At 48.6% G+C, this 15,887-nt stretch carries 11 protein-coding genes and 1 pseudogene; 7 read left to right on the top strand and 5 right to left on the bottom strand.

The genetic code is table 11. The features are described 5' to 3' along the window. The 3 genes from CIK96_RS03400 to prmA all read right to left on the bottom strand — a co-directional run bounded on the left by CIK96_RS03400 (position 1) and on the right by prmA (position 4,665). On the bottom strand, positions 1 to 2,352 hold the full coding sequence (locus CIK96_RS03400) for a bifunctional dihydroorotate dehydrogenase B NAD binding subunit/NADPH-dependent glutamate synthase (RefSeq protein ID WP_094433996.1): 2,352 nt from the start codon (positions 2,350 to 2,352) through the stop codon (positions 1 to 3). Positions 2,353 to 2,394: 42 nt separating this feature from the next. Next, the gene (gene serS, locus CIK96_RS03395) at positions 2,395 to 3,711 is read right to left on the bottom strand and encodes a serine--tRNA ligase (protein ID WP_094439641.1); all 1,317 of its coding nucleotides are present in this window, start codon (positions 3,709 to 3,711) and stop codon (positions 2,395 to 2,397) included. Between the two features lie 90 nt (positions 3,712 to 3,801). Continuing rightward, a complete protein-coding gene (prmA, locus tag CIK96_RS03390) occupies positions 3,802 to 4,665 on the bottom strand; it encodes a 50S ribosomal protein L11 methyltransferase (protein ID WP_094439639.1) in 864 nt (287 codons plus the stop codon). Between the two features lie 131 nt (positions 4,666 to 4,796). Here prmA and CIK96_RS03385 point away from each other — a divergent pair, with 131 nt between their 5' ends. The 3 genes and pseudogenes from CIK96_RS03385 to CIK96_RS13670 all read left to right on the top strand — a co-directional run. Next, positions 4,797 to 5,717 carry a hypothetical protein gene (locus CIK96_RS03385; RefSeq protein ID WP_254047069.1) on the top strand — a complete coding sequence of 307 codons (921 nt, stop codon included), beginning with the start codon at positions 4,797 to 4,799 and terminating at the stop codon, positions 5,715 to 5,717. A gap of 60 nt (positions 5,718 to 5,777) precedes the next feature. Next, entirely contained in the window at positions 5,778 to 7,355 is a 1,578-nt protein-coding gene (locus tag CIK96_RS03380; protein ID WP_094439637.1) for an OmpP1/FadL family transporter, read from the top strand. 133 nt (positions 7,356 to 7,488) lie between these two features. Continuing rightward, a pseudogene (locus tag CIK96_RS13670) lies at positions 7,489 to 7,677 on the top strand (hypothetical protein); the annotation flags it as partial. On the opposite strand, the gene uvrA reads toward CIK96_RS13670, so the two are convergent. Then, positions 7,666 to 10,536 (bottom strand): excinuclease ABC subunit UvrA, encoded by a 2,871-nt coding sequence (uvrA, locus tag CIK96_RS03375; protein ID WP_094439635.1) that lies wholly within the window; start codon positions 10,534 to 10,536, stop codon positions 7,666 to 7,668. The pseudogene CIK96_RS13670 and the gene uvrA overlap by 12 nt on opposite strands. Continuing rightward, a complete protein-coding gene (locus CIK96_RS03370) occupies positions 10,533 to 10,928 on the bottom strand; it encodes a gliding motility-associated C-terminal domain-containing protein (protein WP_094439633.1) in 396 nt (131 codons plus the stop codon). Before CIK96_RS03370 ends, uvrA begins: the two co-directional genes overlap by 4 nt. Positions 10,929 to 11,019: 91 nt before the next feature. Between CIK96_RS03370 and CIK96_RS03365 the strand changes: the two genes are divergently transcribed. The 4 genes from CIK96_RS03365 to CIK96_RS03350 are packed head-to-tail and all read left to right on the top strand — an operon-like array spanning position 11,020 to position 15,799. Continuing rightward, entirely contained in the window at positions 11,020 to 12,405 is a 1,386-nt protein-coding gene (locus CIK96_RS03365; protein WP_094390433.1) for a LysM domain-containing protein, read from the top strand. 15 nt (positions 12,406 to 12,420) lie between these two features. Then, positions 12,421 to 13,212 (top strand): porin family protein, encoded by a 792-nt coding sequence (locus CIK96_RS03360; RefSeq protein ID WP_094390421.1) that lies wholly within the window; start codon positions 12,421 to 12,423, stop codon positions 13,210 to 13,212. An 8-nt stretch (positions 13,213 to 13,220) separates the two neighbouring features. Continuing rightward, entirely contained in the window at positions 13,221 to 14,783 is a 1,563-nt protein-coding gene (locus CIK96_RS03355) for a peptide MFS transporter (RefSeq protein ID WP_094433990.1), read from the top strand. Positions 14,784 to 14,842: 59 nt separating this feature from the next. Further along, positions 14,843 to 15,799, top strand: coding sequence for an endonuclease/exonuclease/phosphatase family protein (locus tag CIK96_RS03350; RefSeq protein ID WP_094439631.1), 957 nt, complete (start codon positions 14,843 to 14,845; stop codon positions 15,797 to 15,799). Positions 15,800 to 15,887 lie beyond the last annotated feature (88 nt).

Raw genomic sequence — 15,887 nt, 5'->3', positions numbered from 1 at the left:
TTACTGCTTTTTCAGATATTCGTCCATGTGGGCTGCTGCACGACGTCCGTCACCCATGGCGAGGATGACTGTTGCGCCACCGCGCACGATGTCACCACCTGCGAAGATTTCCTCACGGGCAGACTGCATACCTTCATTGACAACGATCGTGTTCTTACGACCGAGTTCCAGTCCGGCAATGGATTTGGGAACCAATGGATTGGGAGATACACCTACTGCTACAATGACCTGATCGACATCAAGGGTGACAGTCTTTCCTTCTACAGCAACAGGAGAGCGGCGTCCTGAAGCATCTGGTTCGCCCAACTCCATCACTTGAAGAACGGCAGCCTTGACGGCTCCCTTGTCATCGGTCAGATACTCAATAGGATTGTGGAGGGTCAGGAAGTTGATACCTTCCTCCTTGGCGTGCTTCACCTCTTCCAGACGGGCAGGCATTTCCTGTTCGCTGCGGCGATAGACGAGGGTTACGTTTCCTCCCAGTCGTTTAGCGGTTCGGCAAGAGTCCATGGCGGTGTTTCCTCCACCTACCACCAATACATTCTTACCGAAGTTGATGGGAGTGTCGGTATTGGGGTTTGCAGCATCCATGAGGTTGACACGAGTCAGGTATTCGTTGCTCGACATGATGTTGATAGCGTTTTCTCCAGGAATGCCCATGAAGTTAGGCAGTCCAGCGCCCGATCCCACGAAGATTCCCTTGAAGCCCTCTGCTTCAAGTTGTTCTACGCTGATTGTCTTTCCCACGATGACGTCGGTCTGGAAATTGACGCCCATCTTCGAGAGGTTTTCTATCTCTACATCAACGATGCGGTTGGGGAGTCGGAATTCGGGAATACCATATTTGAGTACACCGCCAATCTCGTGTAGCGCCTCAAAGACATGGACCTCATAGCCTTTCTTAACCATATCGCCAGCAAAGGAGAGTCCGGCAGGACCTGATCCTACTACGGCAATCTTTATGCCGTTGGCGGGAGCAATTTCAGGAAGACTGCTATTGCCGCTCTCGCGCTCATAATCGGCCGCGAAGCGCTCCAGATAGCCGATGGCTACTGCAGGTTCGTTCATCTTCAGGTGGATACATTTGCTCTCACACTGTTTCTCCTGTGGACATACACGTCCGCAGACAGCAGGTAGGGCAGAGGTGTTTTTCAGCACCTTTGCAGCTGCAAGGAACTGTCCGCGCTCTATATTTTTAATGAACGAAGGGATGTTGATGTTTACAGGACAGCCTTCCACACAGGTGGGTTTTGCGCAGTCCAGACAGCGTTTGGCCTCGGTCATCGCCATGGTCTTGGTGAGGCCGATGTTGACCTCTTCGGTACGTGTTGTTGCACGATAGACAGGGTCGAGTTCTGGCATCTTCACGCGCTCAATCTGAGTACGCTCTTTGGGTTTCATGCTCTTGCGGAGTTCATCTCGCCATGGTGCATTGCGGTCGATAAGCACTTCCATGGGTTCGTCGGTAGGCTCTACGTCCATCTCCACGTCGGTGTTTTTCTTCTGCTTGTCGCATTTCTTGCATGCGTTGAGGTGTTCTTCAAAGTGTTGCAGCTCTTCCTGCTCAGCCTCTTTGAAAGTACCCATGCGCTTGAACATCTCATCCCAATCAACGAGTGCACCGTCAAATTCAGGTCCGTCGATGCAGACAAACTTGGTTTTACCACCGATGCTCAGGCGACAGGCACCACACATACCTGTACCATCCACCATGATGGTATTGAGTGACACCTCGCAAGGAATATTGTGCTTCTGTGCGGTGAGGTTTGAGAATTTCATCATGATAGGAGGTCCGATGGCAAACACCTTATCGATGTGTTCCTGTTCTACGAATTTCTCAATACCAATGGTCACCACGCCTTTCTCGCCATAGCTGCCATCGTCGGTCATGATGATCACTTCGTCGCTGCTTTCACGCACTTTGTCTTCCAGAATGATGAGGTCTTTAGAGCGGCCTGCCATGACTGACAATACGCGGTTTCCGGCAGCTTTGAGTGCCTGGATGATGGGCAGCATAGGAGCCACACCGAGTCCACCTCCAGCACAGACGACGGTGCCGTAGTTTTCGATGCGTGTGGGGTTGCCCAGTGGTCCTACCACGTCGGTAATATAGTCACCCTCATTGAGCATGCAAAGCTTTTTTGATGATAGACCTACTTGCTGTACGACGAGTGTGATGGTGCCTTTGGCAATGTCGGCACCGGCAATGGTCAACGGCATGCGCTCACCATTCTCACCGATACGCACGATGACAAAGTTGCCAGCCTTACGGCTTTTGGCAATCAGGGGAGCTTCTATCTCGAAGAGAAATACCTTCTCAGAGAATTGCTCTTTCCTTACGATTTTGTTCATGATGTTGGCTTGTATTGTTTTTGTTTAGTATGAGGCTTCTGTTTAGTCGATGATGTCGAAGCCAGTGTATGGTACGAGTGCCTTTGGAATGACAATGCCCTTCTCAGTCTGATTGTTTTCGAGAATGGCAGCCACGATACGTGGGAGTGCGAGAGCCGAACCGTTGAGAGTGTGGCAGAGCTCGATCTTCTTGTTGTCGGCACGACGATAGCGGCATTTCAGACGGTTGGCCTGATAGGTATCGAAATTGGAAACTGACGATACTTCGAGCCAGCGCCCCTGTGCTTCAGAATAAACCTCGAAATCATAGCAGATGGAAGAGGTGAATGACTGGTCGCCTCCGCAGAGCAAGAGGATGCGGTAGGGGAGTTCGAGTTTTTTGAGCAGTCCCTCTACGTGATCGAGCATTTCCTTATGACTCTGTTTTGAGTGTTCGGGCTTGTCGATGCGTACGAGTTCAATTTTTGAGAACTCATGCAGTCTGTTCAGTCCACGCACGTCTTTACCATATGATCCAGCCTCGCGACGGAAGCACTCAGTGTAGGCACAGTTTTTGATAGGAAGTTGCGACTCGTCGAGAATGACATCACGGTAGATATTGGTCACGGGCACTTCGGCAGTAGGGATGAGATAGAAATCATCTACCTCGCAGTGGTACATCTGTCCCTCTTTGTCGGGCAGCTGTCCAGTTCCGTATCCAGAAGCAGCGTTGACCACGGTAGGTGGCATGACTTCGGTGTATCCGCTCTTGCGTGCCTCGTCAAGGAAGAAGTTGATGAGGGCGCGCTGCAGGCGTGCACCTTTACCAATATAAACGGGAAATCCGGCACCGGTAATCTTCACACCGAGGTCAAAGTCGATGAGGTTGTATTTTTTGGCAAGTTCCCAGTGGGGCACTTTTGCTTCATCGTTTTTGGGGTTGGCAGTCCATGTTCCCACGGTATCTGTTCCGTCGCATTCCTTCTGATTGCTCTTTACCACATGGTTGTCTTCTGCGCCTTTTCCTTCGGGCACTTCATCGTAAGGGATGTTTGGTATCTGACAGAGCAGTTTTACCAGGGTTTCCTGTGCTTCACCCATCTGCTGTTCCAGTTGTTTAGAGGACTCTTTCATGGCAGCCACTTCTTTCTTGATAGCTTCCGCCTCTTCGCGTTTTCCTTCCTTCATCAGTTTGCCAATCTGTCCAGCCTGCTGTTTCTGTTCGCTTAGATTTTTGTCCAACTGCTGCTGGGTCTCACGGCGTTTCTTGTCCACGGCCAATACTTCTTCGATGGCCTCGCGTGCACCTTTGAACTGTTTCTTCTCCAGTCCGCTGATGACGTGTTCTGTTTCCTCGTTGATGAGTTTAAGTGTAAGCATAATTATGTGTGTTTATGAATTTTTTTCTTTTTTTTGCTATGCAAAGGTAACAAAAAGTTGCGAATTGGCGAAATGATTCCACCTATTTATTTACGCATTATTTACGCGTTGCATGATGATGGAAGCCCATTTGTCGCGGTTTTTCGCACCTGTCAATGTAAGCCCGAGTTCCTTTCCACGTGCTTCAAGCAACGGAATATCTTCGGTATAGAATCCGCTGAGAATGAGTTTAGCATCTTGCTTCATGATTTGACAAAAGCGAGGCATGTCGTTGAGTAGGATGTTGCGGTTGATATTGGCAAGTACCAAATCGTAGTCGGCAGTTTTGGAATCGAGTAGGGAGGCATCGCCACAGTAAACAGACAATTGACTGTCAACACGGTTGATAACGGCATTGTGGCAAGTGTTGTCGCTACTCCATTCATCTATGTCGTAGGCAGTTACATGGTTTGCTTTGAGTTTTAGTGCAACAATGCCGAGAATGCCCGTTCCGCATCCCGCATCCATGACGCGTAAGTCTTTCATGGGCATATCGAGCATCCATTCGCAAATCATCTGGGTAGTCTCGTGGGTGCCCGTGCCGAATGCCAGTCGTGCATCTATTTCCACACTGATGTCGGCAGGTTGGGTTGGCAGGTGTCGCCCATCGTGAATCGCCAGTCTGTTGTTGCCTACGATGATAGGTTCGAAGCCTTCCTGTTCCCATTGCTCGTTCCAGTCTTTGTCTTCTGCCTTGTTTATTGTGTAAATTATATTGGTTCCCATTATAGGGAAGTTGTTTACTATATCTTCGAGTGCTTGTCTATCGAGTAATGGTTGCTGTACGTAGCCCCGTATGCCGTGTTGCGTTTCTTCGAAGGATTCAAATCCTGCGTCGGCAGTAAGTGCTGCCAAAATGTCGCAAGCGTCTTGCGAGAGAGGCGATAATTGGAAATCTACTTCAAAATACTTCATCTTATTGCTTTATTTTTGTGCAAAATTACAAAAAATAGGGAAAAACCTACCCCTTCTTAGGGAAAATCCCTAAATTTGCATGATATTTGATAATAAATTTGCAATGTGAAATTATAAAAATGCAATGAGATATGAAGAAGATTATCTTAATGACAACGATTTTGGTGAGTCTCCCGATGCTCTCTATGGCACAGGATGACGATATGTATTTCGTTCCCACCAAGGAATCGAAAGCCAAAGAACTCAAATCCTACGGAATGCCCGCAGACACCTATTATTCTGGTAGTAAGAAATCATCGCGCGAGTACAATCGTCGTGCATGGTCTTCTGTTGCTCCCATTGATTCGGCAGGCAATGATATTATCAATTTCTCAGCAACAGAGGGTGTCTATCCTGATTCCGCATATTCAGAAGCCGACGACTACGCTTGTACGCGTAAGATGAGTCGTTTTGACGGTTATACGCCCAGTGAAGCCTATTGGGAAGGTTACCGCGACGGAAGATGGACAGGTGTGCGTCCGGGATGGTACGATGCTTGGTACGGTTCGTGGTACAGTCCTTGGCGTTCGTCATGGTATGACCCATGGTATGATCCCTGGTACTATAGTTCTTATTGGGGATGGTATTCACCTTATTATTATTCCACTTGGTACAGTCCTTGGCATTACGGCTATTACTGGGATCGTCCCTATTGGGGTTGGGGAGGAGGAGTCCATATCTCAGGTCCTGTGCATGCCGGCAGATCGTGGAGTCGCTCAGGCTATTCACATCATAAATACGCAGGCAACACCGACAGTAATGCCAACCGCCGGGGAGGTAGTCTGGCAGGCTATCGTGGTCAGCGTAATAGTAACATAGACTACGGCACCCGCGGTCAGCGTAACAATGCACGCGATTTGGGCGGATATCGTTCACGCTCTTACAACAGTAACAGCAACAGTTCTTACAGCCGTCCGTCTTACAGCAATGGCGGTTCGTCGTTTGGCGGAAGCAGCCGTTCTGGTGGTGGACGCTCAGTAGGAGGCGGTCATAACTATGGCGGACGCCGCTGATGCGTCATCGCTATTTGGTGAGAGATACAAATATTTTATCAACGAAAACAAAATACGACTATGAATATAAAAGCAATTACCGCTGTCATGCTGGCTTCTGCCGCAGCAGTTCAGATGCAGGCACAATCTGAGGTGCCAGCCGTTGGCGACTCGTATGATGCCGCAGCATTATCTACAGAAGACCTGAATGGTACAGCCCGTTATGTGGGTATGGGTGGAGCCATGGATGCGCTTGGCGCAGATATTTCCACAATCGGTACCAATCCTGCCGGTATCGGATTGTTTCGCAAGGGACAGGTGAGCACTTCGTTTGGCTTTGTCAATTTGCAGGATGCCGCCTCGTTTGCCAATGCCAACAAGACCAATGTGTCGTTTGACCAGATTGGTGTGGTGCTCAGCACCAGAACCGGTGTGAGCAGTTTCCTCAATTTTGGTTTCAACTATCACAAAAGCCGCAATTTCAATCAGATACTCACCGCTGCAGCCAAGTTGAATGGTTCGTCGCAGAGTTTGCAGACCACGCTCAAGGACATGAACGGACTGCTCAATAAGAATTCGTTGGCTTATTCGCAGCTTGACGATATTTATCTGGGTAATTTGCTGCTCCAAGAAGATCCTGATACGCATGAAAAATATGTTGTGGGTTATGGAGGCGATATGTACGACTTCAACCGTGCCACCTCAGGCTACATAGGCAACTACGACATCAATATCAGTGGTAATAAAAAAAACCGCCTCTATCTTGGTCTTACCATAGGTATTAGCGATGTTCACTATAAGGACTACAGCGAGTATTACGAGACTTTACAGCCAAACCAAGATCATATAGATGGTGTGCTCATCAGCGATCAGCACAATATTACGGGAACAGGTTTCAATATCAAGGCAGGTGCCATCTTCCGTCCCATTGAAGAGTCTCCCTTCCGCATCGGTCTCTCTGTAGCTACTCCCACCTTCTATAAGCTCACCACAGAGAACTACACCACTATTGGTTCCAATGTTGATAAGTCGGCAGCCAGTGAGGATTTCCGTTTCAATACGCCATGGAAGTTTGGCATAAGCCTCGGTCACACCATTGGTAATCAGATTGCCCTTGGAGCCGTTTATGAATATGCAGACTACGCTTCGTGTGACATGCGCACCATCGACGATGCCTATTACGACTACTACGATGGCTATCATGAGAATAGCAGTAGTGAGTTTTATATGAACCAGTTGACCAAGAAGAATCTCAAAGGTGTGAGCACTATCAAACTCGGAGGCGAGTTCCGTCCTGATAAGAGTTTCGCCATTCGTTTGGGTTATAACCACGTGACTCCGATGTTTAACAAAGGTGCTGTGCGCGACCAGACCATCGACTCTCCGGGTGTCTATTATGCTTCGACCACCGACTATACGAACTGGGGGGCAACCGACCGTATCACGGCAGGTGTAGGTTTCACCTTCGACAAGTTCCGTTTAGACTTGGCTTACCAGTATAGTCAGCGCAACGGCGATTTCTATCCCTTCATGAGTTATTATTCAGCCGATTATATTGATGCCGACAATGTGCGTCAGACCGAGGTCAATGAGTGTTCACCTGTTAGTGTGAGCGACAAGCGCCATCAGGTACTCTGCACCCTCTCATACAGTTTCTGACCAATCTTTATATTCTACATAAATTTGAGAGTTGCTCCCATCGAAAGTTAAGTTCGATGGAGAGCACTGAAAAACCTCTCAAATTCTTTTATGTCTAAAAATAATGCTCATGTGTAGGGCGCTTTGCTCGCATATGTGCATTATTTTTTTGTACCTTTATAGCATATTTAGAGAGATATGCTGGCCACAACAAGAAACATTCCAGTTTACCGATTATTCCGGTCTATATGGCAAGGTCGTTCCACAGAAGCACTTGCTTCGCCAAATTAATGACCTTGTAGACTTTTCATTTGTTTACAAAGAACTTGTTTCAAGCATCTGCACAGCTACCTCCACAGGGTTTGTCGGGAGCGTCACTATTTCTCTTCATTTCTTCAAGCAGGAATTTGGGCGTGAATCCCTTTTTGCTCTTCGCCACTTCTTCTGGTGTACCGGCAGAAAGCACCTCACCGCCTTTTCGTCCGCCCTCCGGCCCCATGTCGATGATGTAGTCCGCTTGGCGGATGACGTCGAGGTTGTGCTCTATGACGATAACGGTATTTCCACGATCTACCAGTTTCTGTAAAACATCCATAAGGATTCTGATGTCTTCAAAATGAAGTCCCGTGGTTGGCTCGTCAAGGATATAAAGGGTTTTGCCCGTATCTTTTTTCGACAGTTCTGTGGCAAGTTTTATGCGCTGGCTTTCACCTCCAGAGAGCGTTGTCGAAGGTTGTCCGAGTTTGATGTATCCCAATCCCACATCCTGTATGGTTTTGATCTTCCTCAAGATATCGGGCACATTTTCAAAGAATTCGACGGCCTGGTTGATGGTCATGTCTAAGACATCGGCAATAGATTTTCCCTTGAACCTCACTTCCAGCGTCTCCCTGTTGTATCGCTTGCCATGGCAGGTTTCACACGGTACTTGTATGTCGGGCAGAAAGTTCATTTCTATCGTTTTGTATCCGTTTCCACCACAGGTTTCACATCTTCCGCCTTTGACATTAAACGAGAAGCGTCCTGGCTTATAACCTCGAATCTGTGCTTCTGGCAGATTCACGAAGAGTGATCGTATGTCGGCAAAGACCCCCGTATATGTGGCTGGGTTTGATCGTGGAGTGCGTCCTATGGGACTCTGATCCACATTGACCACCTTGTCGATATGCTCCAGTCCTTCAATACTGTCGTAGGGCATGGGTTTTTGCAACGAACGGTAGAAATGCTGGGAGAGGATGGGGTAGAGCGTTTCGTTGATCATCGTTGATTTTCCCGAACCGCTGACTCCTGTGACGAGAATCAGGCATCCTAAAGGAAACGAAACATCGATGTTCTTGAGGTTGTTGCCTCGGCATCCTCGCAACGTCAGCAACTGGCCGTTGCCTTTTCTGTGGCGTCCTCTTTGCAACTGTTGCTCGCCTTTGAGGTATTGGGCGGTGATGGTATTGGTGTGCATCATCTCCTCAACGGTTCCCTGGAAGACCACCTCTCCACCTTTTCTTCCTGCTTTCGGCCCAATATCCACAATATAGTCGGCATTGAGCATCATGTCGCGATCGTGCTCCACTACGATGACCGTATTGCCGAGGTCGCGTAGCTCTTTCAGCGAACGGATGAGTCTGTCGTTGTCGCGCTGGTGCAGTCCGATGCTTGGCTCGTCAAGGATATAGAGCACATTGACCAACTGTGAACCGATTTGCGTGGCAAGACGTATGCGCTGGCTTTCACCTCCCGACAGCGTTGCTGCCTGTCTGTTGAGCGACAGGTAGTCAAGACCTACTTCAAGGAGGAAATCTATTCGTGTGCGAATCTCCTTGAGTATTTCTGTGGCAATCTGCCGTTGTTGGTCGTCCATGTGGTTTCCCACCTCGTTGAGCCATTCGCGCAGTTCTACCAAGTCCATATTGGCAAGCTGCGAAATGTTTTTATCCCAGATGCGATAGGAGAGTGCTTCCTGATTGAGCTTTTGTCCTTTACATTCCGGACATACACATTCGGCAAGAAACTGGTCCGCCCATTTCTGTCCGTTGCTGCTCTCGCCATTTTCCATCACATCATGCAGATATTTCACTACACCGTCGAAATCTACGAAGTAGTCACTTGACGTATGAACCAGTTCTTTGTCGATGCGCACCGTTTCCAACGAACCGTAGAGTATTTCGTTGAGCGCATCATCGGGGATGTCCTCAATTTTTGTTTTTAGCGTACAGTCGTATTTCTTGAGGATGGCATCGATTTGCCAGAATATCATTTGGTTTTTGTATTTTCCTAATGGCACGATGGCTCCCTCGTAAATGCTCATGTTGCGTTTAGGAATCACTTTACCGAGATCTATTTCATTGATGTATCCCAGACCTTTACAGCGAGGGCACGCACCTTGCGGTGAGTTAAACGAGAAGGTGTTGGGGGCGGGGTCGCTATAGGAGATTCCCGTTGTTGGACACATCAGCCGGCGTGAGAAATATTTGACTGCTCCCGTGTCGTGATTCATGACCATCAGCAGACCGTCTCCTTGTTTCATGGCGATGCGGATGCTCTTCTTGAGTCGTTCGTCATCGTTGCCTTTGACAGCCAACCGGTCGATGACCACTTCGATATCGTGGTTTTTATAGCGGTCCACCTTCATGCCCCGTGTGATTTCTTTCACTTCGCCATCCACTCTGATATGGAGATAGCCCTTTCGCCGCATACTTTCAAAGAGTTCGCGGTAGTGACCCTTTCTGCCTCTTACCACAGGAGCCATGATGAGGATTTTGCAGCCGCTATAGTCTGCTGCCACCATGTCGATGACCTTCTCTTCTGTGTATTTCACCATCTCCTCGCCAGTTGCGTAACTGTAGGCTTTGCCTGCTCTGGCGAAGAGCAGACGCAGGTAGTCGTAGATTTCTGTCGTTGTACCTACGGTAGAACGGGGATTCTTGTTGGTAGTCTTTTGTTCAATGCTGATAACGGGCGACAGACCTGTTATCTTATCCACGTCAGGTCGCTCCATGCCTCCCAGGAAGTTACGGGCATAGGCAGAGAAGGTTTCAATATAGCGGCGTTGTCCTTCGGCAAAGATGGTGTCGAAGGCCAATGACGATTTACCCGATCCGCTCAGTCCGGTGATCACGGTTAGGGAGTGGCGTGGAATCTCCACGTCTATGTTTTTTAAGTTATGGACGCGAGCGCCCCATACGTTGATTTTTTCGTCGTTGTTCATCTCATTTCAGTTGATTCGTTGAATTGTCGCAGCAAGGTCACGGCTTTCTTGATGTCGTAGTCGCGACCGTCGCCGCCTTTGGCCACCACACGCACAAAATAGACTCCGTCTTTCGCGGGATGTCCTCCGCTGCTACCGTCCCATCCTCCAGTGATCTCGCTCCATTCGTAGAGGCGTTGCCCTTTCCGATTGAAAATGGTGGCACGAAACGAAACGATGTTTTCATAGTTCGACTTCGCCTGATAGATGTCGTTGATGCCATCACCGTTTGGCGAGAAGGCATTGGGCATTTCCAAGCGGCTCTCCGTTGTTTCGCTGTTGTCCGTTTGTGCGCAGACGGGCAGTGAGAGAAGGAGAAAAAGTGACGTTGTCAGTGCTATTTTGAGTGTCATATACTAATATTTTTGCAAATTTACGGAAAAATGTAGATTTACCGCATCTTTTTTTGTAATTTTGTAGGCGAAAGACTAAAATATGATGGAAATGAAGAACGGAATATTACGTCAACTCCTCTTTCTTGGCCTCTTTGCCTTCATGGCAGAGACAGCCTGTGCGCAGCTTAATTCTTACCGCGAGCTCCATAAAGTGAAGCGTAAGGAAACCATTTTTGGTATTGCCAAAGACAATGGGCTCACCATTGAGGAACTCATCAAGGCAAACCCGGAGATGAATACGCCAGGCTATGAATTGAAGAAAGGCGAATATATCAAAATCCCCTGGCCGTCTAATCATCCCTCGGCAGGAAATTCAGCAGGGGCAACATCAGAAATCAAGATGCCCGCTAAGCCGCAAGTACAAGACTGTGACATGACGCAGCGTGAAATACGCATCGGCATCATGTTACCCTTGCACGATATTAACGGTGACGGCAAGCGCATGACAGAATATTATAGAGGTGTACTCATGGCTTGCGATAGTTTGAGAGCCAACGGTATCTCTACCGATGTGAGAGCATGGAATGTGGCTGAAGATTCAGACATCAACAAGTTCTTGCAGGATCCCCATGCTGCCGACCGCGATTTGATTATCGGTCCGCTCTATTCTAAAATGGTGAAGCCCATGAGTGATTTCGTGAAGAAGAATGATATCCGCCTGTTGATACCGTTCTCTATCAATGCGCCGGAACTCACTACCAACAGAAATATCTATCAGGTGTTTCAGTCGCAGGATTTGCAGAATGATTCCTATATCACTCATTTCCTGCAACGCTTCTCCGACTGCCATACCGTCATCATTGATTGCAACGATACCACCAGTAAGAAAGGTAATTTCACCTTCCCTCTTCGTCGTCGCCTCGAAGCCAAGCACATGACCTATAATGTGACCAATCTGAAATCGGGCGAAGAAATGTTTCGTAAATCGTTCAGTATGACCAAGCGTAATGTTGTTGTTCTGAACACGGGGCGTTCTCCACAGCTCGGTGTGGCTCTGGCACGCCTCAGCGGACTCAAGACCATATACCCGGAAATGCAGATCACGCTCTTTGGCTATACCGAATGGATGCTCTACACCCGTCATCAACTCGATAATTTCTACCGTTTCGACACCTATATCCCGGCAACGTTCTATATGAATCCCCTGTCGTCGAAGACCGATAGAATCAATCTCAAATACCGGTGGAATTTCCATGCCGATATGATGAACGCCCTTCCTCGGTTTGCCATTACGGGTTTCGACCACGCCTATTTCTTCATCAAGGGACTCCACCTCTACGGTAAGAAGTTTACCGGAGCATCGGGCATGGTAGGCTACACGCCTATTCAGACACCACTTCATTTCGAGCGTCTTGGAAACGGCGGACTGCAAAACAAGAGTACACTCTTTGTACACTTCACCACAGGACGTAAAACTGAAATCATCAAGTTCTAACACCATAGGAAGGACATGAAAAAACAGAAACTGACAATAAGCGCCACGCAGAAGTGCCGATACATACTCATACTCACAGGACTGGTCATCGCCACAAGACTGTCAGCACAGGTAGGCGACTATCGTAACGAGTTTGCCATCGGTGTAAACGGTGGCATGATGATGAGTAGCGTAGGCTTCTCACCTCGCGTTCCGCAGAAACAGCTCGCTGGTTTAAGCGGCGGTATCACCCTGCGTTACACGTGCGAGAAATATTTCAAAAGCATCTGTGCCGTTGTAGCAGAAGTCAACTACGTACAAACAGGATGGAAAGAAGATATCCTCGATGTCAACGACAACCCCTGCTTCTATGCTGACGATCCCGACCATCCGCTCTACTATGAGCGCAAGATGAACTATGTGCAGATTCCTGTCATGGCACGACTGGGGTGGGGACGTGAGCGCAATGGACTGCAAGGCTTTTTCCAGTTAGGTCCGCAGGTGGGTTTCTTCCTCAACGAGAAGACCAATACCAATCTTGTGAAAGGATACGAACCGACAGAACAGCGTGCTTCCTACATCACAGCACAAGACACGATGGCGGTGGAGAATAAGTTCGACTACGGTATCGCCGTAGGAGCCGGAATGGAATATTCACACCCCAAACTGGGACACTTCCTGCTCGAAGGCCGCTATTACTATGGACTCGGCAATATCTTTGGGAATACCAAGAGTGATTATTTCGGTAAATCCAATTTCGGACAGATCGTCGTCAAGTTAACCTATCTTTTCGACGTGTTTAAAACCAACAACTCTAAAATCAAATAAATATTTCTATGTTTAAAAACCATCCAAAAGGTCTGCTACTTGCAGCACTCAGCAACATGGGTGAGCGCTTCGGCTATTACATTATGAATGCCGTGCTCGTGCTCTTCCTCTGCTCTAAATTCGGCTTGTCTGACGAAACAAGCGGTGTGATTTACTCTTTCTTCTATGCCGGCATCTATGTGCTAAGCCTAGTGGGCGGTATCATTGCTGACCGTACACAAAACTACAAAGGCACCATCATGACTGGTCTTGTGGTGATGGCTCTGGGCTACGTCATCCTGTCTGTGCCTGTTATGGCAACCAGCAATAATGTGTCGTGGCTGCTGCCCCTGACCTGTTTGGCACTGTTCTTCATTGCCTTCGGTAACGGTCTGTTTAAAGGCAACCTTCAGGCGATCGTCGGTCAGATGTACGATAATTTTGAAGCGGAAGCTGCCAAAAAAGGCGAAGAAGCACTCCGCATCGCCAAAGGTCAGCGTGACTCTGGTTTCCAGATCTTCTATGTGTTCATCAACATTGGAGGACTCGTTGCACCTTTCGTAGCTCCCATGCTTCGCTCATGGTGGTTGCAGGTCAACAACCTCAGTTATGATGCTTCGCTGCCAGCCCTCTGCCACCAGTATATCAACAATGGTGCAGCGCTTTCGGCAGATGCCCTCAACAATCTGGGTGAGTTGGTGACCAAGGTGGGAGGACAGACAGGCGGAGACCTGACAGCGTTCTGCTCTCACTATCTGAATATCTTCAACACCGGTATCCACTATTCCTTCATTGCATCGGTAGTGGCCATGCTGATTTCGCTGGTCATCTTCATCTCTTCTCGTAACATCTTCCCCACACCAGGTAAGAAAGAAGCTGTTAAGGCAGAGGAATATACCGAAGAGGAAAAGCGTGAAATGGCAACAGAAATCAAGCAGCGCATGTTCGCCCTCTTTGCTGTGTTGGGTATCGCCGTATTCTTCTGGTTCTCATTCCACCAGAATGGTATGTCACTCAGTCTCTTCGCACGCGACTTTGTGGTTACCGACACCATAGCTCCTGAGATTTGGCAGGCAGTAAACCCATTCTTCGTTATTGCCCTCACACCGGCCATCATGTGGATTTTCGGAAGTCTGACACGTGCCGGACGCGCCATCTCTACCCCACGTAAGATAGCCTACGGTATGGGTATTGCCGGATTGGCTTATCTCTTCCTTGCCATCTATTCTATGATGCAGGGTTATCCCTCAGCCGAGGAATTCAAGATGATGGGCGATACCGCTAAGGCTACCATGAAGGCAGGACCTTGGGTTCTCATCGTCGTATATTTCTTCCTCACCGTAGCAGAACTGTTCATCTCACCATTGGGACTCTCGTTTGTTTCAAAGGTAGCTCCCAAACACCTGCAGGGTCTCTGTCAGGGCTTGTGGCTCGGTGCCACAGCCGTAGGCAACCTCCTCTTGTGGATTGGCCCGTTGATGTACAATAAGTGGCCCATATGGATGTGCTGGTCCGTATTCCTCGTGGTCTGCCTCATTTCCATGGGTGTCATGTTCGGCATGGTCAAATGGCTTGAACGCGTTACAAAATAAACATTTTATCATCACGGCGCATCCTCATCAGGGGTGCGCCTTTTTTCCTTTTCACGCCTATGTCTATAGGAGTCCTTGTCGTTACCGTGTGGCTCACACTGGTAGAACTCAATTGCGAAAATCTCTTCGATTACGAACACGACCCAGGGAAAAACGATACCGAGTGGGTAGAAGGTGGCGTACGCCGTTGGTCGCCTCAGCGCTATTGGCTGAAACAGCGCCATATTGCCCAGGAGATCATGTCGTGCAGTAACGATACCGCATCATGGGGACTCCCTAATCTCATCGCGTTGACAGAAGTGGAAAACGACCGCGTGCTCCATGACCTCACCCGTCGGTCATTACTTCGCAATGCAGGATATCATTACCTCATGACAGAGTCCGCCGACAGTCGTGGAATTGACGTGGCACTCTTATACCAGCCATTAGTCTTCCGTCCCCTCTGTTACGATTGTCTGACAGTAGAACCCATGGAAGGCATGCGTCCCACGCGCGACATCCTCTACGTCAAGGGGAAATACATCTCTGGCGACACCCTCCATATCTTTGTTGTCCATGCCCCCAGCAAGCTGAGTGGCGCTCGCTCGTCACAGTTATGGCGACAAAGCGTATTGCAACGCATCACTACCGAGGCAACCCGCATCCAAGTGCAGTCGCCAACAGCCAAAATCATCATCACAGGCGACTTCAACGATGTTGCAGACAGTCCTGTGCTCACAGCATTAGAAGCACACGGCTACCATAATATCAGCAAGGGAGTTAAGGGCAGACATGGCGTAGCGAAAGCCTCCTACCGTTATCTTGGCCATTGGCAAGGCATCGACCACATCTTCGTCAGCCCCTCGTTATTGCCCCATCTGGAATACTGTCATATCAATGACGCCCCCTTCCTTCTTGAACCAGACAAGAAGTATGGCGGTCACAAACCGTTTCGCACCTACAACGGATACCGTTTCCAAAATGGTTTCAGCGACCACCTCCCCCTTGTCGTCCGTTTCCAACTCCAACGCCATTAATGTCGCATTCCACCCGAATTTTATCACACACATTTGCACCATATCAAAATTATTTATTAATTTTGCAACATCTATTCATTAACACGAG

It is taken from the genome of Prevotella sp. P4-98, from assembly GCF_002251405.1.
Classification (GTDB): Bacteria; Bacteroidota; Bacteroidia; order Bacteroidales; family Bacteroidaceae; genus Prevotella.
This window is presented reverse-complemented; position numbering and strand designations above follow the sequence as displayed.